We start from the raw sequence: 22,202 nt of genomic DNA on the forward strand, positions 1-22,202 counted from the left end.
CATCCTGTCAGTTCGCATCAGTGACCGTGTTCGGCAGAAGCTTTGCCGAGCTCAGACTTGAGTGTGAAGCTGCCACTGGTTGCTACCTGGGCGCCGGCTTCAATACCGTCGATGATTTCCACGTACCCATTGTCGCGACGACCCAGTTTTACCGGGCGGGTGTCAAAACCTTCTGGGGTTCGTACGAATACCGAGGGTTTGTCTTCAACGGTCTGCACTGCGTGCTCAGGGACCGCTACGGCAACTCGATCAGTCTGGGAAGTGACCGCAATGTTCACGAACAGGCCTGGACGCCAGGCACCGTTGGGGTTGGTCAAGGTGACGCGGACAGTAGCTGCACGGTTTTGCTCGCCCAGCAGGCTGCCGACATAACCCACCTTCCCTTCGACCTCGACGTTCATATCAGGCGAAGAGACTTTCACCGCACGACCAGTCGTGACCTTGCCCAGATCTGTAGGTGGGACGGCGAAGGTTGCCCAGACCTGGTTCAGGTCGGAAAGGATGAAGGCGTTGGTCGCCTCGCTAACGACTTCGCCAACGGTCAGGTGTTTCTCCACTACCACGGCGTCGAAGGGAGCTCGGAGTTCGTAACGATTACCGCCAACGGAGTTAACCGAGGCACCGATCGCGCCGACCTTCTGCTTGGCGTTGGCCAAGGAGATCTCCGCTTCTTGCAGCGCTTGGCGTGCTTGGAGGTAGTCTTGCTCAGCAGAGATCTTGTCCTGCCACAGCTGTTTCTCACGCTCAAAGGTCACACGCGCCAGTTCGACGCGACGCTGTGCGGCCTGTTGTTCACTGCGCAGGTCAGAGATCTGCTGGCTGGCGATTACAGCGAGGACCTGACCCTTTTTGACCGTCTCACCCAGGTCCGCCTGCACCGCTTCAACAACGCCAGGGACACGAGGAACGACGTGGGCAGTGCGGTCTTCGTCGAAGCGGATCTCGCCCGGGAAGCTCACGACAGTACCGAGATCACGAGGCGCTGCAGCTTCCAGGGCAACACCGGCTGCCTTGATCTGTTCAGCGCTGAGCGTCAGCTTGCCCTCTTCTTCACCACCCTCTTCGCTGTGGCCCTCTTCTCCATGACCCTCATCACCCTCCTCTATGGCGGCAGATGCGGCTTTCTTTTCGTCGCCATGACCGTCGTTAGCACCGTGCTCGGCGGTACTAGCGGCCTGCTGCTCGGAACTGTTGTTCCAGGCAAGGCTGCCAAATCCGAGGGCTGCCACAGCGGCTACCGCGAGGGCGATCTTGCGTTTATTATCCATTGCTACTCCTGCTGATCGTTGGCACCGGCTTGTTCAAGGCTGGGTGCCGAAGAAAATGTTTGGCCCGTTCAGCGAGCGCCGGCAGTTGAGCCGACTTCGCCATAAACCCTTTCCACCTGCGCACGCGCATTGGTCGCCGCTGCCAACGATTCGAGGTATTGGCCACGAGCGACGATCAAGGTGCGCTGGGCATCCAGCACTTCGATGAAGCCGAATTTGCCCATCTCGAAGCCGCGGGTTGCGGTCTCTACGGCTTGTTGGGCTGACGGCAGAATGGTCTTGTCGTAGGACTCGACCTCCTGCATTGCGGTGGACCACTGGTTCAACGCGGTTTGGGTTTCGGTGCGCAGGCGCAGCTCCACAGCATTGCGCTGGTCTCGGGCCTGATCGGCACGTCGAGAAGCGGAAAGAATGTTGCCTTGGTTACGATCAAACAGCGGCAGAGGCATAGACAGGCCCACAGTGTTGACCCGCTCGCGCACAGAGCGGTCGTACTGGCTGCCTACGCTGACAGTAAGATTCGGGATACGCTGAGCTTTCTCTGAACCGAGCGAGGCATCGCTCTTGTCGATCTGCACCACGGCCTGGCGCATTTCTGCGGTCTGATCGAGCTTTGCCAGCAGCTCTTCAGTCTGCGGTGGCAACCCCGGGGAGAGGGTTGGCGATTCGAGTCGATCAAAGACCGTGACCGAGCTCCCGGTAATTTGCGCGAGCTGCTGGTAAGCGGTCGTCTTTTCCGTTTCGGCACGTCGAACTTGAAGCTTGGCTTCGGCCAGTTGCACCTGGGCGCGGGTGGCCTCTACTGGGGACGATTTACCTGCGCGAACACGGCCATCGACGATGCGGAGGCCGCGCTCAGTCAGTTCGAGAGATTGTTTGGCCAGGTCAAGGCCTGTCTGGGCCCGCAACGCGGCGTAGAAGGCCTGTACGACGTCTGCACGCAGACCGTTCACGCGACGGTCCAACTCCAGCTGTGCGGCGGTCTGCCCGTAAGTGGCGACGTCGACACGAGCTCCTCGCTTACCCCCCAGCTCCAGGGTCTGGCTAAGCGACACGGTCGTCGTGCTGGTGTTACGACGGGTGTCTTCTACGTCGTACGAAATAGTGGGGTTGGGGATAAGCCCGGCCTGCTTGCGAGCACCATCAGCGATTCCAATCTCTTGCCTGGCCGCGGCCAGGTCAGGGTTGGCATCCATGGCCGTCGAAAGCGCCTGGGGCAAGCTGATGCTTTGAGCAAGTGCTTCTGGGGCCATCAACCCGGCCATGACCGCGCAAAGGGCGGCGATCTTCCAAGGAGTGACGGAGGTCTTAGATAAGACATTGCGGTTATACCGGGGCACTTTGATGGTCCTCGTGCACAAACTTCGATAAAGCTTGGCGAGAACGCCGAAACAGCTGCCAAGCCCCACTTGATTAGGTGATGGCACTCTAATGAGCGGTAGCTATCAGAGGGGTGGCTAGAAAATTACAATTTCGTAAGAAATCTCTGTAATGCCCGTAAATACTGGGAAAACCAACCCGGCACTATGATTTCGTTACAAGCAACGGAGATGGCAAACACGCGGTGTAGAAGCGCCAAATAGCTGGCAGATGACGAAATTGTAATTATCCTATCACCCTCCCGTTATCTTCGGCCTGCAAATATGAGCTCGCGCTACGCTAGGCGCACCGCCGGGTCAGAACAATTAACGACACCCGCGCAGGTAAACATAATAAAAACTGCCGTGAATCAAAGGAGCATCGGATGAAAATCAAAGTACCACTGTACCTGGCGGCAGTTTCTGCGCTGTCTGGAAGCTATGCTATTTCGGCACAAGCTGAAGACAAGCCCGAAGGCTTCATTGAAGGCAGCAGCCTTACAGTGCTGAACCGTAACTTCTACTTCAACCGTGATAACCGCGACAGCACCGCCCCCACTTACAACAGTGGCAAGGGCAATACCAACGGCTACTCCGAAGCCTGGGCGCACGCGATCATCAGCAAATTCAACTCTGGGTTTACCCAGGGTACCGTTGGCTTCGGCGTTGATGCCTTCGCCATGATCGGCCTTAAGCTCGACACCGGTGATGGTCGCAACGGCGGCCGTAGCTCCTTCGACGTGCTACCTGTTGATAACAAGGGCGAAGCTCGCGACGAATACACCAAGGTAGGCGGCGCAGCCAAGGTCCGCTTGTTCGATACCATCGTGAAAGTGGGTGATGTGTTCCCATCGACACCGGTGGTTGCATCCGGCGACTCTCGCCTGCTGCCTGAAAGCTTCCGCGGTGTGACCGTTGAGAACACCAGCATCCAGGGCCTCACCCTTCAGGGTGGTCGACTGCACGCCATGAGCCAGCCAGTCTCCAGTGACCTGAACGACAACTTCGTGACCTTCTACGGCGGCCCGGTCAACTCGCCATGGATCGGTTACGGTGGTGGTGACTACTCGGTCAACGACAACTGGACTGTGAGCGTCTATGCCAGCCAGCTGAAAGACGTCTGGAATCAGTACTACGCCGGCACCAGCGTGGTTTACCCGCTGAGCGACGATCTGGCGCTGATCGGTGGCTTCAACTACTACAAAGCCGTAGATGAAGGTAAGAAGCGCCTGGGTGAATTTGACAACAACATCTGGAGTGCCAAGGTCGGCGTGCGTTACGGTGCCCACACCCTGGCCCTGTCGCACCAGCGCAACAACGGAGACGACGATTTCGACTACCTACGTCAGTCGGACTCGATTTTCGTCGACAACTCCATCCAGTACAGCGACTTCAACTCGCCGAAAGAGCGTTCCTGGATGCTGCGCTATGACCTGAACTTCACCAGCTACGGCATTCCAGGCCTGACGTTCATGACCCGCTACGCCAGAGGCTCGGGCGCGGATTACTCGAACGCTAACCAGTTCTACATGCGCACTGACGACAACGGCAACCCGCTCGACAATCAGAAGCGTTGGGAACGTGACGTCGAAGTCAAATACGTTGTCCAAACCGGTCCGGCAAAAGATCTGTCCTTCCGGTTGCGCCAGGCAACAACGCGTGCCACTGCATTCGAATCTGATCTGGATGAAACTCGTGTAATCATCGAGTACCCGCTTTCGATTCTGTAATTCGCTAGCCGGACCAGTTATTCATTAGCTGGTCCTATTAGCACAACGAGCATTACGAATTCACCTTGAGAGGCTTAAGTGCTCCTTTGGTAAAAGGTGAATATTTGGCGCCCATTGGGCGCCTTTTTTTTGCCTAGAATTCAAGTAAGCGTTCGATTGTACGCATCGCATGTCGGTGAAGTTCATGACTACACCAATGACCAGTCTCCTCGATGTGAGCGACCTCGCCGTCATCTGAGCGGAACGAAGCCAGCACAAAGAAGAAAATAACCCAATACTTCATAAGGTCAAATCACCTGCTGGAGAGAGGGCCCGCAACTGTCAAACCCAAACCGCGACAAGATATACCGCTAGACTATCAACTGTATTACCTAGAAATTACAAATCCGTCATTTGAGCCCCGACGCGCTCATTTTGATTTACCATCCCTTTCAATAATGCCGGCGCGCGTGCGCGGTTAATTGCTCAGTGATATCGAGACAAAATCCCATGCGAATTCTGGTAATTGAGGATGAAGTAAAAACTGCGGAGTATGTGCGTCAAGGTCTGACGGAATGTGGCTATGTCGTAGATTGCGTCCACACCGGGTCAGATGGATTATTCTTGGCCAAGCAGCACGAATACGAGCTGATTATTCTCGATATAAACCTTCCAGAGATGGACGGTTGGCAGGTTCTTGAGTTGTTGCGGCGTAAAAATTGCCCTTCCCGCATCATGATGCTGACGGCGAGAAGCCGGCTGGCGGATAAGGTCCGGGGGCTGGAGAACGGCGCAGACGACTACCTGATCAAGCCATTTGAGTTCCCTGAGCTTCTGGCCCGGGTTCGCGCCTTGATGCGCAGGTCAGATCACCCCGCATCCGTAGAAGTCATTCGCGTCGCTGACCTAGAGCTTGATCAGAGCCGACACAGGGCATTCAGGGACGGTCAGCGCATAGACCTGACCACGAAAGAATTCGCGTTACTGCATTACCTGATGCGTAATACCGGTGTGGTGCTGAGCCGTACGCAAATTATCTCGCAGGTTTGGGATATGAATTTCGACTGCGACACAAACGTTGTAGAGGTGTCGATTCGAAGACTCAGAGCCAAGATAGATGACCCTTTCGAGACCAAGCTGATACATACGCTTCGGGGCGTAGGGTATGTGCTCGAAAAGCGATAATTGCCAAGATCTCTCGTACCGAAAATCAGTTATATACTCCCGTCGCTTGCGAGCTTGAGCTTTCTGTCTACGATCCGCGGCGCTGATTCCTCACCCAACAAATGAGGTAGGCTGTACATGAGGTATAGCATTTATTATCAGCAGGTTTCGCAAGGTCAATCGCATGCCAGGATTGATGCCTGTCCAACTGAAATTATCTTCAACAGCGACCATGGCTTAGCACTTATTCCGTGCGTCGGTGATGTTATCAATCTCCCCTCTACGGCGGTCAAAGGAGGGGTATGCGGCGTCGTTAGATCAAGGATTTTCAATTATCTACGAGGCCCAGAAGATCTGTACTGCCACGTCAATATTCTTGTTGAAGAGGCGGGCATTGGGCGGACGGATCATCGACCCCAGTCGATGCGGTGATCTGGTGTACCGGATTCAAGCCGGCGCTGGGGCACTTGGTGCGTCTTGGTGTAGTCACTGAAGGCGGTCGCGTCGAAGTTACAGGTACACGTGCGGTGAATGAGCCTGGCCTTTGGCTGGTGGGTTATGGCGAGTGGACAGGTTCTGCCTCGGCGACCTTGATTGGAGTGACCCGTACAGCCCGTAGCACCGCTGCTGAGATTGAGCAGTTTTTGGTGAAGGTGGAGACCTGAGTTCCCCTATTTCCAATGTGAATATCCGGAAATCCGGAGGCGCCTTGTTTGGATAGGCGGTCATGTACGGCCCAACTCCCGAGCATTGCTCGGGAGTTGCCTAAGGCGATCAGTCCTGTAGGGGTACCTTTCGCTGATAGCCCATGGGCGTAAGCGATCTACTCTTTTTGGATATCAACAATCGTCGCCGCGCTGCCCTCCATCCGGAAATCAAACGCTACTTTGTCTCCCACCTTCAATTGTTCGAGCTGCTGCGCAGAAGCTTTGAAGCCCATGGTCATGGCTGGCCATTTCAATGCCGGCACCGGTCCATGTGCCAGGGTCACTTTACCGCCCAAGGCGTCAATAGCCTTTACCGTACCTTCAGCGTGAGCAGCAGGTGCTGATGGGGCTTCCTTCATATCCATTCCGTCCATGTTCATTCCGACCATGGAGTCTTGGGCTTGCGCGCCTGATGCGAAGGCAACGAACAGTGCAACATTGAGGTAGAGCTTTTTCATTGGATGTCTCCTGGTTTGGAATCATGGGTTACTGCAAGTTCGCGGCGCCGTATTAGCCAATACGCTGCGGGAATCACAAAGAGAGAGAGCAACGGCGCCGTCAGCATGCCGCCTACCATCGGTACGGCGATGCGACTCATCACTTCGCTGCCTGTCCCGCTGCTCCAGAGAATGGGTAACAAGCCTGCAACGATAACTGCCACTGTCATCGCCTTCGGCCGGATGCGCTGCACCGCGCCCTCGCGAATGGCTTCCAGAAGTGCAACTTGCGTGCGCTCGCTATTGGCTTGCCGTTCAGACCAAGCGTTGTTCAGGTAGATCAGCATGATCACTCCGAATTCCGCCGCGACCCCGGCCAGGGCAATGAAGCCAACACCGGTGGCCACCGACAGATTGAAACCCATCAGGTACAGCAACCACACGCCACCGGTGAGGGCGAAAGGCAGGGTGCCCATAATCAGCAGCGCTTCGCCGAGGCGGCCAAAGGTCAGGTAGAGCAGGACGAAGATGATTGCTAGGGTCGCCGGCACCACCCAGGCCAACCGTGCGTTGGCGCGCTCCAGATACTCGAACTGCCCTGAATAGCTCAGACTCACTCCTGGATCGAGCTTCACATCGCTATCAACTGCCTGACGCAAGTCAGCGACCACAGACGACAGGTCACGGCCCCGCACGTCGATGTACACCCAGCCAGAGGGTCGGGCGTTTTCGCTCTTAAGCATCGGCGGGCCTTCAGCGATTCGCACATTTGCCACGGTACCGAGGGTGATCTGGCCCCCTTGTTCGGTGTAGATCGGTAGCTGACGCAGGGCGTCGACTGAGTCGCGCCATTCGCGGGGATAGCGCACGCTGATCGGGTAACGCGCCAACCCTTCGACCGTCTCACCGATGGTTTCGCCACCAATGGCGCCGGCGACAATGGCCTGCACGTCGGCGATGTTCAAACCGTAACGGGCAGCAGCCTGGCGGTCGATGTCGAGATCGACGTATCTCCCTCCGGTCAAACGCTCGGCAAGGGCTGAAGTCACGCCAGGTACAGACTTCGCTACCCGTTCGATAGCCAAGGTCGTGCGGTCGATCTGCGCCAGGTCGCTGCCGGCCACCTTTACGCCAATCGGGCTCTTGATACCGGTGGCGAGCATGTCGATTCGGTTGCGGATTGGCGGAATCCAGATGTTGGTCAGGCCCGGTACGCGTACGGTCCGGTCGAGTTCCTCGACCAGTTTTTCGCTGGTCATTCCTGGCCGCCACTGATCCTTGGGCTTGAGCCGCACGATGGTCTCGAACATCTCCAACGGTGCCGGGTCGGTGGCTGACTCCGCGCGACCGGCCTTGCCGAACACACTGGCGACTTCTGGCAACGTGCGGATCAGTCTATCGGTGCGCTGCAGCAGCTCCGAGGCCTTTTGCGCCGACAGGCCTGGCAGGGCCGAGGGCATGTACAGCAGGTCACCTTCGTCCAGCGGCGGCAGGAATTCTCCACCCAGGTGGCTCAATGGCCACAGGCTGCTGAGCAAGATCGCCAGCGCGCCCAACAGCGTCAACCACGGCCTACGCAGTACGACCTCAAGCGCCGGCCGGTACACGCGAATCAGCCCACGGTTGAGTGGATTACGCTGCTCGGCAGGCAATGGCCCACGGATCCAGTAGCCCATTAGCACCGGCACCAATGTCACGGCTAGCCCCGCCGCGGCCGCCATGGCGTAGGTCTTGGTGAACGCCAGGGGTGCGAACAGCCGTCCCTCCTGGGCCTGCAAGGTGAACACCGGCACGAACGACAGGGTGATGATCATCAGGCTGAAGAACAGCGCCGGCCCGACCTCCACGGCGGCATCTGTCATGACCCGCCAGTGCTCGGCTCCTCTCAGCACCTGCCCCGGATGACGGGCATGCCAGGCCTCGACCCGTTTGTGCGCGTTTTCGATCATCACCACAGCGGCATCGACCATTGCGCCAATGGCGATGGCAATTCCGCCCAGAGACATGATGTTGGCGTTGATGCCCTGGTGCCGCATGATGATCAGCGCGATCAGCACCCCCACCGGCAATGACACGATCGCAACCAGCGACGAGCGCAGGTGCCACAGGAAGGCCGCACACACCAGTGCGACCACGATGAACTCCTCGATCAACTTGTGACTGAGGTTGTCTACGGCGCGGTCGATCAATTGGCTGCGGTCATAGGTAGTCACCAGCTCGACGCCGGCGGGCAGGCTTTTCTTCAGTGTTTCGAGCTTTTCCTTCACACGGGTGATGGCTTCCCGGGCATTCTTGCCGCTGCGCAGGATCACCACGCCGCCCACGGCTTCGCCTTCGCCGTCCAGCTCCCCGATGCCCCGCCGGGCTTCCGGCCCGAGTTGTACTCGGGCGACGTCGCCCAGCGTCACCGGTGCACCGTTGGCAGCCAAGCGCAGGGGGATGGCGCGAAAGTCGTCCAGCGTCTTCAGGTAGCCCGAGGCCCGCACCATGAATTCCGCCTCACCTTGTTCCAGCACGCCACCGCCCGTTTCCTGATTGGCCTTGCCGATGGCGTTTGCGACCTCGCCCTGGGTGATGCCGAGACTGGCCATACGCAGCGGGTCGAGTACCACCTGGTACTGCTTGACCATGCCGCCAATGCTTGCCACTTCAGCGACATCCGGTACGGTCTTGAGCTCAAAGCGCAGGAACCAATCCTGCAGGCTGCGCAGCTGTGCCAGATCATGCCTGCCACTGCGGTCGACCAAAGCGTACTGGTAGATCCAGCCAACGCCTGTGGCGTCCGGCCCAAGTGCTGGTTTGGCTGAGGCAGGCAGGCGCGACTGAACCTGGCTCAGGTACTCCAACACGCGTGAGCGTGCCCAGTACACGTCGGTGCCATCTTCAAACAGCACGTAGACGAAGCTGTCGCCGAAGGCAGAAAAGCCACGTACGGTCTTGGCGCCCGGTACCGAGAGCATCGTGGTGGTCAGCGGATAGGTGACCTGGTTTTCGACGATCTGGGGTGCTTGCCCTGGGTAGGAGGTACGGATGATCACTTGGGCGTCCGACAGATCGGGCAAGGCATCGATCGGCAGGCTGCGCAGCGAAAATATCCCCCAGGCCACCAGGAACAAAGTGGTGAGCAGAACCAGTATGCGATTGCTCACTGACCAACGAATCAGTTTTTCGATCATGGCTGGCCCTCCAGCGCATTGATCTGCTCGATGACCATGCCGTCGTCGCGCTCCCGAACACCAAAGCGGATACGTTCACCCACCTTGAGCCCAGTAATCAGCGTGGGGTCGGCCACATGAAAAGTCATGGTCATCCCAGGCATTCCCAGGGTGACGAAAGGCCCATGGGCGATGGTCAGCTGATTACCTTCAATTTGCACGATTCGACCGTCTGCTTCATGCAGCTCGGGCGGTTGCGAGGCGGCCGGTGAGTCCGAGGCGGTGGTCGCCTCGATGCCTTTGAGGCTGGCTTCGGAGTCGATCAGGAACTGTCCGGATGCCACGACTTTTTGCCCGGCCTGCAGGCCTTTCAAGATGGTAACCTGGCCGCCGTTCTCCTGGCCTAGCAGCACTTCCACTGGGCGGAACCGGCCTTGGTCTTCGGCCACCATCACCAGATCACGTTTGCCGGTGCGGATTACGGCCTCGGCAGGTAGCAGCAGGCTGTCATCGGCGTTTTCGCCTGGGCGCAGCGCAACCTGCGCGGTCATTCCCGGCCGTAGCCGACCATCTTTGTTGGGCAGCTCAATACGCAGGCGCAAGGTACGGCTTTGCAGGTCTGCATCCGCGAGCAGAGCTGTCAGTTTGCCTAGAACGGTCTCGCCGGGATAAGCCGGCAAGTGGGCCTCTACTGCTTGCCCCTCGTGCAGGCCACTTGCCTGAGCTTCCGGCACAGCGGCTTCGAGCCACACATTCGCAATGCCATTGATACGTGCCAGAGTTGCGCCAGGTGTCACGGTCATTCCTGGACGCAGATCCAGCGCCTGGATGACCCCGGCACTCGGCGCGACCAGTGTCACCTGGTTCTGCACCTTGCCGCTGCGTGCGACCCGGTCGACCAGTTCACCCGGCATACCGGCCAGCAGCAGGCGCTGGCGTGCTGCAGCTAGCAACTGCACATCACCCAAGTGGCGCAGCGCGAGAAACTCTTCCTGCAGACCAGCCCATTCCGGAGCCAGTACATCCGCCAGAGGCGCGCCTTTGGCCACCACATCCCCTGTGGCTCGGCCATAGGTGCGCTCGACGAAGCCTGCGGTGCGTGCCTGGAGTGCACTGAAATCCCGCTCATCGAAGGCCAGTACGCCGCTGACCTGCAGGCTGCGCTGCAGCCGGCCACGGCTCACCGTCGCTAGGCGTACCCCAAGGTTCTGTTGTACGCCTTGGCTGATTTGCACCGTTGGCTGCACGGGATCTGTGCCTTCTTCGGCGTATTTCGCTACCAGTTGCATGTCCATGAACGGCGACTTGCCGGGCGCTGGGAAGTGTTGCTGCGGGTACATCGGGTCGTACCAATACAATGGCTTCTGTTCCGCTGTTGCTGCGGGTGCTTGTGCAGGTTGCCCAGGATGCCCCAGCCAATAGCCTGTCCCGGTGCCAATGGCCAGGGCGAGTGCTGTGATCAAACCGATAGACGTGTTGTTCATGCACGCACCTCTCCATATACGAAGTGCAGGCGAGCGGCGGTCGCCGCTAGCTGCCCTTGCAGGTCGATATCCTGTAACCGTGCCTCGATGCGCTGACGCCGCGCTGTGACTACCTCTTCCAGCGCCGACTTGCCTGCCCGGTAGTCGGCCAAGGCCAGGCTGACGCGTTGTTCGGCCAGCGGCAGCAAGGTTTCGCGGCTGCGCGTCACCGCCCTTTGCAGGCGTTGGTATTCCGCCAGGTCAGCTTCGAGCTGCGCGGTGTGTTCACGCAGTGCCGCTTCCTGTTCGTCCTCCAGTTGCCGCACCTGGGCCTGGCGAGCGGCGATCATCGGGTCCTGCCGCGACCCGCTGAACAGCGGTAACTGGAAACTGACCTGCAGGCTGACCATGTTGCTGAATTCAGGCCCGCGGCGTTGGTAGTCAACCTGCCAGCCCCAATCTGACTTTTTCTCGGCGATGGCCTGCTGCACCTGAGCTTGGGCTTCACGGGTCATGGCCCCGTAGGCGGCCAACTCCGGATGGGCGTGTAGGGTGTGCAGGTAGTCAGGTGCGCGTACCGGCCACTGCGGAAACGTCGGCGCTTGTAATGCGTCGGCATCCTGTCCGATCCAGCGTTTAAGTGCGGCGCGGGCCTGGGTGGCTTGGGTCAGTAGTTGGTCCTTCTGCTCTTCCAGCTGCGCGGCCTCCTGGCCCGGGGCCAGGGCGTCGGCGGAAGCGCCGCCCCCTGCGGCCAGGCGTGCACGTACCGCCGCTGCCAGCAGGCGGTTCTCGTTGAACAGATTGTCGAACTGCTGCAATTTGCGTTGCAGGGTGTACGCGGTAATCCAGGCTTGTGCCGTGGCTGCACGCACTTTCAGACGCTCGAACAGCGCTTCGGCATCCGCCCGCTCGACCGTGGCCTGAGCGGTTTCGACCCGCGCTTTTCGTTTGTCGCGGTTGGGCACCTCCTGAGAAAGGCCGACCACCTGCATGGTCATGAAGTCTCGGTTGGTACTCCATCGATCGCTGCCATCCACGGGCAGGTTCTGCACACCGAGATTCAATCGTGGATCTGGCAATTCACCCGCAGGCACAACTGAGTGACGTGCTGCGGAAGCCTGTTCTTGGCGTGCTTGAAGCGAAGGTGCGTTGCGCTCGGCGAGTTGCAGCGCATCGTCCAGCGTGAGCGAATTCGCCTGCGCGGATAGCACCGGCAGCAGGAGTGTCAGGGCGGCAGCAAGCATCCGCCCTGAATGGGAACATAGGGGAGTCATGAAGATGATTCCTCGAAAAAACCAGCGCATAGGCGCGTGTCATCGTTCAGCCGCCGAGGCAGAACAATGGTGTGAGTTTTACGAAAGAATCAGGCCCGAGGAGGGCGCCAGTGATCGGGGGGAGCCCTGGTTAGAAGGCTTTGACCGTAGGTATCGACGGGACGTGGAGTGGCGAAGGTGAGTGCGGGCTCGACCATGCTGACCTGCAGTGTGCTTGCAGTTCTACATTCCTGACCGACTTTACAGGCTTTGGATGAGTGTTGGTTGGGCTCTCCGTTGTCTTGATCCTGGCAACAATCGTGGTCCATGCCTGCCATCATATCCATGCCCTGAGACTGCATCGGGCATGGTTCTATGGGTGAGTCGATTCCCGCCATCCCATGGAGAGGAAGCGCGCCCACGAGCATCAACATAGTTAGCAGTCGTAGGAATCGAATCATGATGGTCGAGTGTAGGCCAAAGCGGTTAGCGCAACATTAACGACGCGTGCGATTGTTAGCCGTTCGGTGCGCGGCAGGAAAAACGAAATTGAATGCTGTAACCCCTTCGGACGAGGTGCACCAGACTTTTCCATCATGTGCTTTGACGATGGAGCGGGTAATGGCCAGACCAAGCCCTGCATTGCTAGGTCCTCCTTCTCGCCTTGCCGGATCGGCCCGGTAGAAGCGATCAAAAATCTTGTTGATGTGTTGCGTGTCAATGGCGGACCCGCCGTTTTTGATCGTGAGGGTTACCTTGTCTGCTGCTTGCTGAATTTCTACCGAGATCTCGCTCCCGTCCGGCGTGTATCGCACGGCATTCGAGAGAACGTTGGATACAGCTCGATCAATCATGAGCCTGTCTCCGGAGATGATGCCTTTCCCTTGAAGCGTGAGGCGTATGTCGCGATCGTCGGCCAGCAACTGGTAGTACTCGAAGAGTTTGGCAACAAGGTCATGAAGCTGGATGTCCACCTGCTCAGGGATGATGAGGCCGTTGTCTGACTTGGCGAGGAAGAGCATGTCATCGATCATGCGTGACATCCGCTTCAGATCTTCCAGGTTTGAATACAGGTTCTCTTCATACGCGTCGACATCGCGCTTCCGGGACAGCACCACTTCGGTGTGCGTTAACAGGTTACTGACAGGCGTTCGCAACTCATGCGCGATATCGGCTGAGAAATTTGATAGACGAACGAAGGCATCTTCCAGGCGTGCGAGCATCCCGTTGAAGGACAAGATCAGTGTTTGCAGTTCGAGTGGTACAGGCTCCAGCGGGATTCGCTCTTGAAGTGACCTGGCAGATATGGACGTCGCAACCTTCGTAATTTGTTCGACGGGGCGTAGGCCACTTTTCGCGACCAGCCAGCCTATACCAGCACTGACCAACGCACTAATAACCAAACCAATCGCAAACCACCGCTGGAGGGTTTCGAAGAAGTGCGCATGGCTGGTGATATCCAGCATCAGCATGACGGTGCCGAGAGCTGGTTGGCCCTGGATCGCAACGTCAGCGGTGATACCGCGGAAATTATGGTATTCGTCCTGCCATTCCCACACCTCTTCCTTGTCAGCGCGCTTGTAGTGGTCTGGAATTTGTACGGCTTTGAGATCTGAAAATAGTACCTCACCCTGTGAGGTCAGCACCTCTGCCGTCAGATCCTGATGAGCACCCAGCAATGCGCGGAGTTGTGGTCTCAACTCTTCCATTCCCGTTCCAGGTGCCTGGATTGACAGAATGTGTCTCGTTGACTCCAGCTTCTCGGACAGCGCTTGTTCATCGAGCATGCGGAAGTGATGCTGGCTCAGCATGTTGAAGCTGATGCCCGCGACCACAAGAACAGCAATGACCGCGAACATGATCATCAGAGTCAGGCGCTTTACGAGCGAGGACCGGGACAAAATCACTCCGGGGCATCCATCATGTAGCCCATTCCTCGAGCTGTGTGAATGAGCTTAGGAGCAAAGTCATCATCAATCTTTGCCCGTAGCCGTCGTATCGCAACCTCGATCACATTGGTGTCGCTGTCGAAATTCATGTCCCACACCTGGGAAGCAATCAGAGATTTGGGGAGCACTTCACCACGCCGGCGCATCAAAAGTTCCAGAAGTGAAAACTCTTTAGCAGTAAGGTCCATTCGCTTGCCACCTCGAGTAGCTCTTCGTTTGAGGAGGTCTACCTCAAGATCCGCCATTCTCACAGTGGTCTGGGCTGCTGTGCTGGTGCCCCTGCGTAGTAAAGTCCGCACACGAGCGAGCAGTTCTGAGAAAGCAAAGGGTTTGATCAGGTAGTCATCGGCTCCCAGCTCAAGGCCCTTCACTCGATCATCCACCCCATCTCTGGCAGTCAGAAACAATACAGGGACGTCTTTGCCGGCTGCGCGGACCATTCGCAAGACTTCCCATCCTTCTAGCCCCGGCATCATCACGTCGAGTATCAGCAGGTCATAGCTTTCGCTCAGTGCATGTTGAAGGGCATCGGTACCCGTGAGGACCCGGTCAACAGTGAATCCCGCCTCTGCAAGGCCCTGTTGTAAATAAGCACCGGTTTTCGGTTCATCCTCAGCTACGAGTAGTTTCATGTGCTCAGCCTTCAAAAGGTGTACACACCCAGTGTGCAGCAAAAAAGTGAGCAAACCAGAAGCTGACGTAAAAGTAATGTTGGGATCAGCCAGCTGTCAGGGCCTGCCGTCTACGGTCATTGAAGACGGGCATTGCAGTCACGCCTGCCGTTATCGGTAGCAATGGTTTCAAACCACCTGATGGAGATAGTCCCGTGAAATCGATCAGACTTTTGCTTGTGGCTACATCTATGCTGCTGTCGTCGGCCGTTTTTGCTGAAGGTGGGAGCGATCGAGCAATAGAGCGGATGCAGCAGCTTCGCGACAAAGCCGAAGCAGTTCTGGTGAGGGCTGAAAAAGCTGAGCCCGGCCAACGACATGTGCATATGAAAGAGCACATGTCCATGCTTAAGGACCTGATGGGCCAATTGCACCAAGATCACCCCAAAGCGGGTATGTCCAAAGAAGATCACCTGGCGTGGATGGAGAAACACGACAAGATGGTTGATGACGTACTCAGTCAAATGGTTCGTGAACACAAATTGATGATGGCGGACAAGGAGTGTCATCCATAGCCCAGGATTCGTGGCCGTTCCCCCTCTGCTCCTTTGGCCTATCGGCGCCCACACGGCGCCGTTTTTTTTGTGGGCCGCATGAAGCTGACGGAACTGTAATGCCGAGCTCAGCTTTCTGAAAGCGCAGCCTGGCTAATGTGACCCCAAGCCTGAACTCCATGGGCCGCACAGTAATCCGCCGAGGAACAACAGATGAACTCGATCAAAGCTCTCGTAATGGTTATCACTTTTGGAATGGCTGGCCTTGCTCTGGCTGAAGGTGGTGGCGACCGTACCTTTGCGAAAATGGAGGCTGCCCGCCAAACCGCCACTGAGGCGTATCAGCTTGCACAGCAGAAGACCGACAAGGCGCCGATGGCAAGCCAAAGCCATAAACACGGGCAGCATGAGAACTGCTAATCCGAGCTTACAGAAATGTAATCACTCGGGAATCTTTTATGTGGCAGTTTCAAATCGCTTTCTCCCACTGTGGCTTGCGCTTTCGAGCAAGTCCATAAGACTTGTGGGACCCCCAAGGAAGCCGGGTCTGCGATCGAGCGGCCCGGATATCAGCGAATTATCTGACTGACTGGACACTACGGCATGCACAGCAAAACCACGAGACGATCTTTCGTCAAAGGCCTGGCCGCTACTGGACTACTGGGTGGACTGGGCATGTGGCGCGCGCCGGTCTGGGCTGTGACCAGCCATGGCCAACCGAATGTTCTGACAGGCACCGATTTTGATCTCTACATCGGTGAGCTACCGGTCAACATCACCGGAGCAACTCGCACAGCCATGGCAATCAATGGATCGTTGCCGGGGCCGATCCTTCGTTGGCGGGAGGGAGACACAGTCACGCTCCGCGTACGCAACCGCTTGAAACAGGACACTTCTATCCATTGGCACGGCATCATCCTGCCAGCGAACATGGATGGTGTGCCTGGTCTGAGCTTTCATGGCATCGCACCCGATGGCATGTATGAGTACAAGTTCAAGGTCCATCAGAACGGTACCTACTGGTACCACAGCCACTCCGGGCTCCAGGAGCAGGTCGGGGTGTATGGCGCCCTAGTCATCGACGCGAAAGAGCCTGAGCCGTTCACCTATGACCGGGACTACGTGGTCATGCTCAGCGACTGGACGGATGAAGACCCTGCACGTGTGCTGTCCAAGCTCAAGAAGCAGTCTGACTACTACAACTACCACAAGCGCACCGTGGGCGACTTCGTCAACGACGTAGGCGAGATGGGATGGTCGGCTGCGGTGGCGGATCGGAAAATGTGGGCTGAGATGAAAATGAGCCCTACCGACCTCGCTGACGTAAATGGTTACACCTACACCTATCTGATGAACGGCCAGGCCCCGGACGGTAACTGGACGGGCGTGTTCAAACCGGGCGAGAAAATCCGCCTGCGCTTCATCAACGGCTCGGCCATGACGTATTTCGATGTGCGAATTCCCGGCCTGAAGATGACGGTTGTCGCAGCGGATGGGCAGCATGTCAAACCCGTTGCGGTCGACGAGTTCCGCATCGCCGTTGCCGAAACCTACGACGTAATTGTTGAGCCGGAAGACGAGCAGGCTTACACCATTTTTGCTCAATCCATGGATCGCACAGGCTACTCCAGAGGCACTTTAGCCCTTCGCGAAGGTATGCAAGCTGCAGTTCCGGCAGTTGATCCTCGCCCTCTCATTTCAATGAGCGATATGGGTATGGATCACGGCAGCATGGCTGGCATGGACCACGGCAAGATGGCTGGGATGGACCAAGGCAGCATGGCTGGCATGGACCACAACAAAATGGCTGGGATGGACCAAGGCAGCATGGCCGGTATGGACCACAGCAAAATGGCTGGGATGGACCAAGGCAGCATGGCCGGTATGGACCACAGCAAAATGGCTGGGATGGATCAAGGCAGCATGGCCGGTATGGACCACAGCAAAATGGCTGGGATGGATCAAGGCAGCATAGCTGGTATGGACCACAGCAAAATGGCAGGGATGGACCAAGGCGGCATGGCCGGCATGGACCACAGCAAGATGGCTGGTATGGACCACGGCAGCATGGGAGACATGGGCGGCGCCATGCAGTCTCACCCAGCCTCAGAAACTAATAACCCCTTGGTCGACATGCAGACTATGAGTCCAACGCCCAAGTTGGACGATCCGGGAATCGGCCTGCGCAACAATGGACGACGTGTCCTGACGTATGCGGATCTGCGCAGCACGTTCATTGATCCAGATGGACGTGAACCAGGGCGCACCATCGAGCTGCATCTCACAGGCCATATGGAGAAGTTCGCCTGGTCCTTTGACGGCGTCAAATTCTCCGATGCTGAAGCCCTGCGCCTCAAGTATGGCGAGCGTCTGCGAATCACGTTGGTCAACGACACCATGATGACTCACCCCATCCACCTCCACGGAATGTGGAGCGATCTGGAAGATGAGGAGGGTAATTTCATGGTTCGAAAACACACCATCGACATGCCTCCAGGCTCAAAACGAAGCTACCGAGTAACCGCGGATGCTTTGGGCCGTTGGGCCTACCACTGCCACCTACTGTTCCATATGGAAATGGGCATGTTCCGAGAAGTCCGCGTGGACGAATGAACTGGAGATCCAAGATGAGCAAACCAATGAAGCGAAACGCCTTTTTCCTTTCTGCTGCGATGGCTGGTCTGTTTGCTGTTTATGCTCCTTCGTCGTGGTCCAGCGACAATCATGAACAGCACACCCAGAAGTCTGCCGATGCCGCGAAATCGAAGGGTTCTCAGGGCATGGATCATGACTCGATGAAGGGTATGGATCATGGCTCCATGAAGGGTATGGACCACGACAGCATGAAAGGTATGGACCATGGCTCGATGGAAGGTATGGATCACAGCAAAATGATGGAATCGCATGGCAGCGATAACGCTAAGGCAGGGAAAGATGACCAATAGCCTGGTACGACCATCGCTGCTGGCATTGACCGTTTCATTCAGCTTGCTGGGTGCTGCGCCCAGCTTTGCTGCTGAGGAGATGGACCATTCGGCAATGGGGCACGGAGCCATGGAAATGGATTCCGCTCCGTCGGCTGACCCGATGCCAGGCATGGACCACGCTCAGATGGGCGCGAGCAAGCAGCAGAAGAAAGCCGCGCCCGTTGATCACAGCAAAATGAAACACAGTCAACCTGCGGCCAAACCTGCACACATGGACCACAGCAAGATGGACCATGGCAGCATGCAGGGGATGGACCATGGGGCCATGGATCACTCGATGATGAACCATGGCTCTGATGCCCCAACGACGACTAGCCGTACTCCGATACCTGTGCTGACGGATGCTGATCGCCAAGCTGCCTTTCCTCCGTTGGGCGGGCATCAGATGCACGACAGCGCGATCAACAGCTTCTTCCTGCTAGATAAGCTTGAGTACCAGGATGCAGACGAAGGCAGCGCGCTGGCTTGGGAAGCCTCTGGATGGGTTGGCGGCGATATCAACCGGCTGTGGATCCGCTCCGAAGGTGAGCGGACGAATGGCGTCACCGAGGACGCTGAGTTGCAGCTTCTGTATGGGCGATCCATTAGCACATGGTGGGATGTGGTCGCTGGGGTGCGCCAGGATTTCCAACCAGGATCTCCACAGACATGGGGAGCTTTTGGTATCCAGGGCATGGCGCTCTATGACTTCGAAGCCGAAGCCACAGCGTTCATCGGTGAGAATGGCCAGACAGCTGCTCGGCTAGAGGGCGAATACGACATTCTCCTGACCAATCGCCTGATCCTGCAGCCAACCGCTGAAGCCAATTTTTATGGCAAAAACGATCCCGAGCGCGGGGTGGGTTCTGGCCTGGCAAACACCGAAGTCGGTCTGCGCTTAAGGTATGAGATCGTGCGCCAGTTCGCACCCTACGTCGGCGTCACCTGGAGCCGCTCCTACGGCAAAACGGCAGACCTGATCCGCGATGAAGGCGGGGATGTCGATGAAGCGCGTTTCGTTGCCGGCATTCGGATGTGGTTTTGAGAGCCTGACATGAAGAGAACAATTACAACGTTGGTAGCAGCAGGCGCCGTGGGTAGTGCGGCGGCGTTGGGGGCCGCGTATTTTGGCCTGGTCAACGTCGGTGCTGATGATCCTCACTTCCCAGCCGTGCATGCTTTCCTCGCCATGGCGCGGGATCGCTCCATTGAAGTGCGCGCACGGGACATCGAGGTACCGAACCTAAAGGATGAAACCCTTATCCGTACAGGTGCCGGTAACTACAATGCGATGTGCATTGGCTGCCACCTCGCCCCTGGGGTGGATAAAACCGAGCTCAGCCAAGCGCTTTATCCGGCACCGCCCAATCTTGCCAAGATTGGTTCAAGCAATAACCCCGCAGCGGCCTTCTGGACCATTAAACACGGTATCAAGGCTACCGGCATGCCCGCTTGGGGCAAGAGCATGGGTGACCAGTACATCTGGGGTATTGTCGCTTTCCTTGAGCAAATGCCGCAGATGAACGCAGAGCAGTACAAGGCCCTGGTAACAACCAGTGGCGGCCACCAGCACGGTGGTGGGGAAAGTGAGATGCACAACCATGAGGGCCAGCATGGCGGCAATGAGCCAGACCATCATGGCAAGGTTTCCTCTGAGGCAGGGCACCACGATATGGAGCAGTCAGAGGCTCATCACTCACACTCGGCAGATTCCGAGGGTCACGAATCTGAGGGCGGCCATCATGATGCTACCGAGTCCTCTAGTGATCAGAATTCCAAACCAGGTTCGAAGACGCACACACACAAAGATGGAAAGGTACACACCCATGAAGGCTAACAGCCGCTTTCTCAGGTTGGCCGCCTTCGCGGCATTCATCGCGCTGCCGCCAGTCTACGCAGCCGTACCGACCACGATTGATGTTCATCGGGATGCCAATTGCGGCTGCTGTAAAAAGTGGATCGCACACTTGGAACAAAATAGCTTCAAGGTCATTGACCATGTTGAAACCGACATGAGTGCTGTAAAACAGAGCCTTGGGGTCGCACCGCGTTTGGCTTCCTGTCACACGGCAGTGATTGATGGGAAGTTTGTCGAAGGACACGTGCCAGCTGAGCAGGTTCGTGAGCTGGCAAACAGAGATGATCTGATCGGTGTCGCCGTCCCAGGTATGCCGGCAGGCTCCCCAGGTATGGAAGTGGATGGTGTCACTCATGCATACCAAGTCATCGGTTTCAACAAGAGCGGGCAGGATGTAGTGGTTGCGGAGTATCCAGGCCACTGATCGACAGTTTTCCCAACGCAAACGGCGCTTTTAAAGGCGCCGTTTTAGTTTGAATAGAGTTCAAGAGCTCAGTTCTGGCCGCGGCAATTGATGCCAGCTGCGCGGTATTCGAGAATGTTGAGCTTGCCTGTCGAGTCTTCATAGGTCATTTGCGCAGGCATCACATCACAGCTTCCCCGGTTTGAGGTCACAGCAATCACTTTTGCTACATCGAGCTCCATGCCGTAGCGGTAGTGGACTACCTCTGGGGGATTTTTACCGATGGAGGCTGCGTATGCGCGCATGGCCTGCTCATTCGCCTGAATCATTTTCCCGTGCAGGCGGTCGGACCCGCCCTCAGCCATCGCGGCCGAGGAAGCCATCAGAATCAGTATGGCGGCAACGCCGTTGAGAGCTTTCATGTTCGTCACTCCGATTTGGTGTGATTGAATCTTAGGGGGCAGCACCTGTCTCTCGGGTGATCTGTGGATTACATCTTTGTCAGTCGGCAAGCGGTGTCGAACGGCATTCTCTGAGAGCTGGTGAAAGGCCAGAAAAGCTCATTCCCTGGGCGCAGCATAGATCCTGGGTGAGCGCCTCGTCAGTGCCTTGCGTGTGCATTCCGAGCACGGGTATTGGGATGCCAAAGCAGTGGTCAGTGCCACGGGCACCTGGAGCAACCCTAATATCCCTGCTTATCCCGGTGCCGAGCTGTTCCGTGGTCAGCAGCTGCATTCAGCTCATTATGTTGAGCCGCTGGCCTTCTCGGGTAAGCGAGTACTGATCGTCGGTGGAGGTAACTCCGGGGCACAGATTCTCGCTGAGGTTTCCCAAGTAGCGGATGCGACCTGGGTAACGCCCACCGAGCCACTCTTCCTGCCTGATGATGTGGATGGTCGAGTGCTGTTCGAACGGGCGACAGAGCGCTGGAAAGCGCAGATGGAGGGCCGTGTGATTGAGCAGCCAGTCGGTGGGCTGGGCGATATCGTGATGGTCCCGGCTGTGGTCGAGGCGCGTGAGCGAGACGTTCTGCACGCTGTGCGGCCCTTCGTTCGTTTCACCCCCGACGGTGTGGTTTGGGCGGACGGCTCGGAGACCGCGGTCGATGCGGTGATCTGGTGCACCGGATTCAAGCCGGCGCTGGGGCACTTGGCGAGCCTCGGGGTAGTCACGGGTGACGGACGCGTCGAAGTTTCAGGTACACGGTCAGTGAATGAGCCTGCCCTTTGGCTGGTGGGTTATGGCGAGTGGACAGGCTCTGCATCCGCGACCTTGATCGGGGTGACACGCACAGTCCGCAGCACTGTTGTTGAGATCGAGCAGTTTATGGTGAAAGCGGAGGCTTGA

The 22,202-nt window shown here is 57.4% G+C and carries 18 protein-coding genes and 2 pseudogenes; 11 read left to right on the forward strand and 9 right to left on the reverse strand.

Features of this window, described 5'->3' with window-relative positions; genetic code table 11:
- Positions 1-17: 17 nt before the first annotated feature.
- Positions 18-1,268, reverse strand: coding sequence for an efflux RND transporter periplasmic adaptor subunit (locus tag ACNQP3_RS24905; protein WP_059183355.1), 1,251 nt, complete (start codon positions 1,266-1,268; stop codon positions 18-20).
- Between the two features lie 68 nt (positions 1,269-1,336).
- The gene (locus ACNQP3_RS24910) at positions 1,337-2,608 is read right to left on the reverse strand and encodes a TolC family protein (protein WP_139139817.1); all 1,272 of its coding nucleotides are present in this window, start codon (positions 2,606-2,608) and stop codon (positions 1,337-1,339) included.
- Positions 2,609-3,012: 404 nt separating this feature from the next.
- Here ACNQP3_RS24910 and ACNQP3_RS24915 point away from each other — a divergent pair, with 404 nt between their 5' ends.
- The 3 genes and pseudogenes from ACNQP3_RS24915 to ACNQP3_RS24925 form a co-directional block, all read left to right on the forward strand.
- Entirely contained in the window at positions 3,013-4,356 is a 1,344-nt protein-coding gene (locus ACNQP3_RS24915) for an OprD family porin (protein WP_059183356.1), read from the forward strand.
- A gap of 489 nt (positions 4,357-4,845) precedes the next feature.
- Positions 4,846-5,520 (forward strand): heavy metal response regulator transcription factor, encoded by a 675-nt coding sequence (locus tag ACNQP3_RS24920; protein ID WP_003253420.1) that lies wholly within the window; start codon positions 4,846-4,848, stop codon positions 5,518-5,520.
- 365 nt (positions 5,521-5,885) lie between these two features.
- A pseudogene (locus tag ACNQP3_RS24925) lies at positions 5,886-6,164 on the forward strand (pyridine nucleotide-disulfide oxidoreductase); the annotation flags it as partial.
- 158 nt (positions 6,165-6,322) lie between these two features.
- Here the strand turns inward: ACNQP3_RS24925 and ACNQP3_RS24930 are convergent.
- The 6 genes from ACNQP3_RS24930 to ACNQP3_RS24955 all read right to left on the reverse strand — a co-directional run bounded on the left by ACNQP3_RS24930 (position 6,323) and on the right by ACNQP3_RS24955 (position 15,095).
- Complete coding sequence (locus tag ACNQP3_RS24930; RefSeq protein ID WP_059183357.1) at positions 6,323-6,664, reverse strand: copper-binding protein; 342 nt, start codon at positions 6,662-6,664, stop codon at positions 6,323-6,325.
- On the reverse strand, positions 6,661-9,819 hold the full coding sequence (locus tag ACNQP3_RS24935; protein ID WP_060494133.1) for an efflux RND transporter permease subunit: 3,159 nt from the start codon (positions 9,817-9,819) through the stop codon (positions 6,661-6,663). The genes ACNQP3_RS24930 and ACNQP3_RS24935 overlap by 4 nt, the downstream gene beginning before the upstream one ends.
- On the reverse strand, positions 9,816-11,282 hold the full coding sequence (locus ACNQP3_RS24940) for an efflux RND transporter periplasmic adaptor subunit (RefSeq protein ID WP_060494132.1): 1,467 nt from the start codon (positions 11,280-11,282) through the stop codon (positions 9,816-9,818). Before ACNQP3_RS24940 ends, ACNQP3_RS24935 begins: the two co-directional genes overlap by 4 nt.
- A complete protein-coding gene (locus tag ACNQP3_RS24945; protein WP_059183360.1) occupies positions 11,279-12,535 on the reverse strand; it encodes a TolC family protein in 1,257 nt (418 codons plus the stop codon). The genes ACNQP3_RS24940 and ACNQP3_RS24945 overlap by 4 nt, the downstream gene beginning before the upstream one ends.
- Before the next feature lie 476 nt (positions 12,536-13,011).
- Positions 13,012-14,418: a heavy metal sensor histidine kinase gene (locus ACNQP3_RS24950; protein ID WP_059184120.1), complete on the reverse strand. Its 1,407-nt coding sequence runs from the start codon at positions 14,416-14,418 to the stop codon at positions 13,012-13,014.
- A complete protein-coding gene (locus tag ACNQP3_RS24955; protein WP_059183361.1) occupies positions 14,418-15,095 on the reverse strand; it encodes a heavy metal response regulator transcription factor in 678 nt (225 codons plus the stop codon). The genes ACNQP3_RS24950 and ACNQP3_RS24955 overlap by 1 nt, the downstream gene beginning before the upstream one ends.
- 194 nt (positions 15,096-15,289) lie before the next feature.
- On the opposite strand from ACNQP3_RS24955, the gene ACNQP3_RS24960 reads away from it, so the two are divergent.
- From ACNQP3_RS24960 to ACNQP3_RS24990, 7 genes are all read left to right on the forward strand, one after another.
- A complete protein-coding gene (locus ACNQP3_RS24960; protein ID WP_059183362.1) occupies positions 15,290-15,649 on the forward strand; it encodes a co-regulatory protein PtrA N-terminal domain-containing protein in 360 nt (119 codons plus the stop codon).
- A 192-nt stretch (positions 15,650-15,841) separates the two neighbouring features.
- Positions 15,842-16,048, forward strand: a complete 207-nt coding sequence (locus ACNQP3_RS24965; protein WP_059183363.1) for a co-regulatory protein PtrA N-terminal domain-containing protein — start codon at positions 15,842-15,844, stop codon at positions 16,046-16,048.
- A gap of 183 nt (positions 16,049-16,231) precedes the next feature.
- Positions 16,232-18,241 (forward strand): copper resistance system multicopper oxidase, encoded by a 2,010-nt coding sequence (locus ACNQP3_RS24970; protein WP_264316551.1) that lies wholly within the window; start codon positions 16,232-16,234, stop codon positions 18,239-18,241.
- A 14-nt stretch (positions 18,242-18,255) separates the two neighbouring features.
- Positions 18,256-18,573, forward strand: a complete 318-nt coding sequence (locus ACNQP3_RS24975; protein ID WP_225876663.1) for a hypothetical protein — start codon at positions 18,256-18,258, stop codon at positions 18,571-18,573.
- Positions 18,563-19,639, forward strand: coding sequence for a copper resistance protein B (locus tag ACNQP3_RS24980; protein ID WP_059183366.1), 1,077 nt, complete (start codon positions 18,563-18,565; stop codon positions 19,637-19,639). The genes ACNQP3_RS24975 and ACNQP3_RS24980 overlap by 11 nt, the downstream gene beginning before the upstream one ends.
- 9 nt (positions 19,640-19,648) lie before the next feature.
- On the forward strand, positions 19,649-20,431 hold the full coding sequence (locus ACNQP3_RS24985; RefSeq protein WP_059183367.1) for a c-type cytochrome: 783 nt from the start codon (positions 19,649-19,651) through the stop codon (positions 20,429-20,431).
- Positions 20,421-20,876 carry a DUF411 domain-containing protein gene (locus tag ACNQP3_RS24990; protein ID WP_059183368.1) on the forward strand — a complete coding sequence of 152 codons (456 nt, stop codon included), beginning with the start codon at positions 20,421-20,423 and terminating at the stop codon, positions 20,874-20,876. Before ACNQP3_RS24985 ends, ACNQP3_RS24990 begins: the two co-directional genes overlap by 11 nt.
- Positions 20,877-20,944: 68 nt before the next feature.
- Here the strand turns inward: ACNQP3_RS24990 and ACNQP3_RS24995 are convergent, their stop codons facing one another.
- Positions 20,945-21,277: a DUF2790 domain-containing protein gene (locus ACNQP3_RS24995; protein WP_059183369.1), complete on the reverse strand. Its 333-nt coding sequence runs from the start codon at positions 21,275-21,277 to the stop codon at positions 20,945-20,947.
- A 169-nt stretch (positions 21,278-21,446) separates the two neighbouring features.
- Between ACNQP3_RS24995 and ACNQP3_RS25000 the strand changes: the two are divergent.
- Positions 21,447-22,202 (forward strand): annotated as a pseudogene (locus ACNQP3_RS25000) (NAD(P)-binding domain-containing protein); the annotation flags it as partial.

Source organism: Pseudomonas sp. LFS074 (assembly GCF_047978165.1).
Classification (GTDB): Bacteria; Pseudomonadota; Gammaproteobacteria; order Pseudomonadales; family Pseudomonadaceae; genus Aquipseudomonas; species Aquipseudomonas putida_P.

Bases quoted from the DNA above. Each gene is read 5' to 3' on its own strand.
- ACNQP3_RS24980 (WP_059183366.1), top strand. From the start codon at position 18,563: ATGACCAATAGCCTGGTACGACCATCGCTGCTGGCATTGACCGTTTCA.
- ACNQP3_RS24970 (WP_264316551.1), top strand. From the start codon at position 16,232: ATGCACAGCAAAACCACGAGACGATCTTTCGTCAAAGGCCTGGCCGCT.
- ACNQP3_RS24930 (WP_059183357.1), bottom strand. From the start codon at position 6,664: ATGAAAAAGCTCTACCTCAATGTTGCACTGTTCGTTGCCTTCGCATCA.
- ACNQP3_RS24985 (WP_059183367.1), top strand. From the start codon at position 19,649: ATGAAGAGAACAATTACAACGTTGGTAGCAGCAGGCGCCGTGGGTAGT.
- ACNQP3_RS24995 (WP_059183369.1), bottom strand. From the start codon at position 21,277: ATGAAAGCTCTCAACGGCGTTGCCGCCATACTGATTCTGATGGCTTCC.
- ACNQP3_RS24905 (WP_059183355.1), bottom strand. From the start codon at position 1,268: ATGGATAATAAACGCAAGATCGCCCTCGCGGTAGCCGCTGTGGCAGCC.
- ACNQP3_RS24915 (WP_059183356.1), top strand. From the start codon at position 3,013: ATGAAAATCAAAGTACCACTGTACCTGGCGGCAGTTTCTGCGCTGTCT.
- ACNQP3_RS24990 (WP_059183368.1), top strand. From the start codon at position 20,421: ATGAAGGCTAACAGCCGCTTTCTCAGGTTGGCCGCCTTCGCGGCATTC.
- ACNQP3_RS24965 (WP_059183363.1), top strand. From the start codon at position 15,842: ATGAACTCGATCAAAGCTCTCGTAATGGTTATCACTTTTGGAATGGCT.
- ACNQP3_RS24920 (WP_003253420.1), top strand. From the start codon at position 4,846: ATGCGAATTCTGGTAATTGAGGATGAAGTAAAAACTGCGGAGTATGTG.
- ACNQP3_RS24955 (WP_059183361.1), bottom strand. From the start codon at position 15,095: ATGAAACTACTCGTAGCTGAGGATGAACCGAAAACCGGTGCTTATTTA.
- ACNQP3_RS24940 (WP_060494132.1), bottom strand. From the start codon at position 11,282: ATGAACAACACGTCTATCGGTTTGATCACAGCACTCGCCCTGGCCATT.
- ACNQP3_RS24945 (WP_059183360.1), bottom strand. From the start codon at position 12,535: ATGACTCCCCTATGTTCCCATTCAGGGCGGATGCTTGCTGCCGCCCTG.
- ACNQP3_RS24935 (WP_060494133.1), bottom strand. From the start codon at position 9,819: ATGATCGAAAAACTGATTCGTTGGTCAGTGAGCAATCGCATACTGGTT.
- ACNQP3_RS24975 (WP_225876663.1), top strand. From the start codon at position 18,256: ATGAGCAAACCAATGAAGCGAAACGCCTTTTTCCTTTCTGCTGCGATG.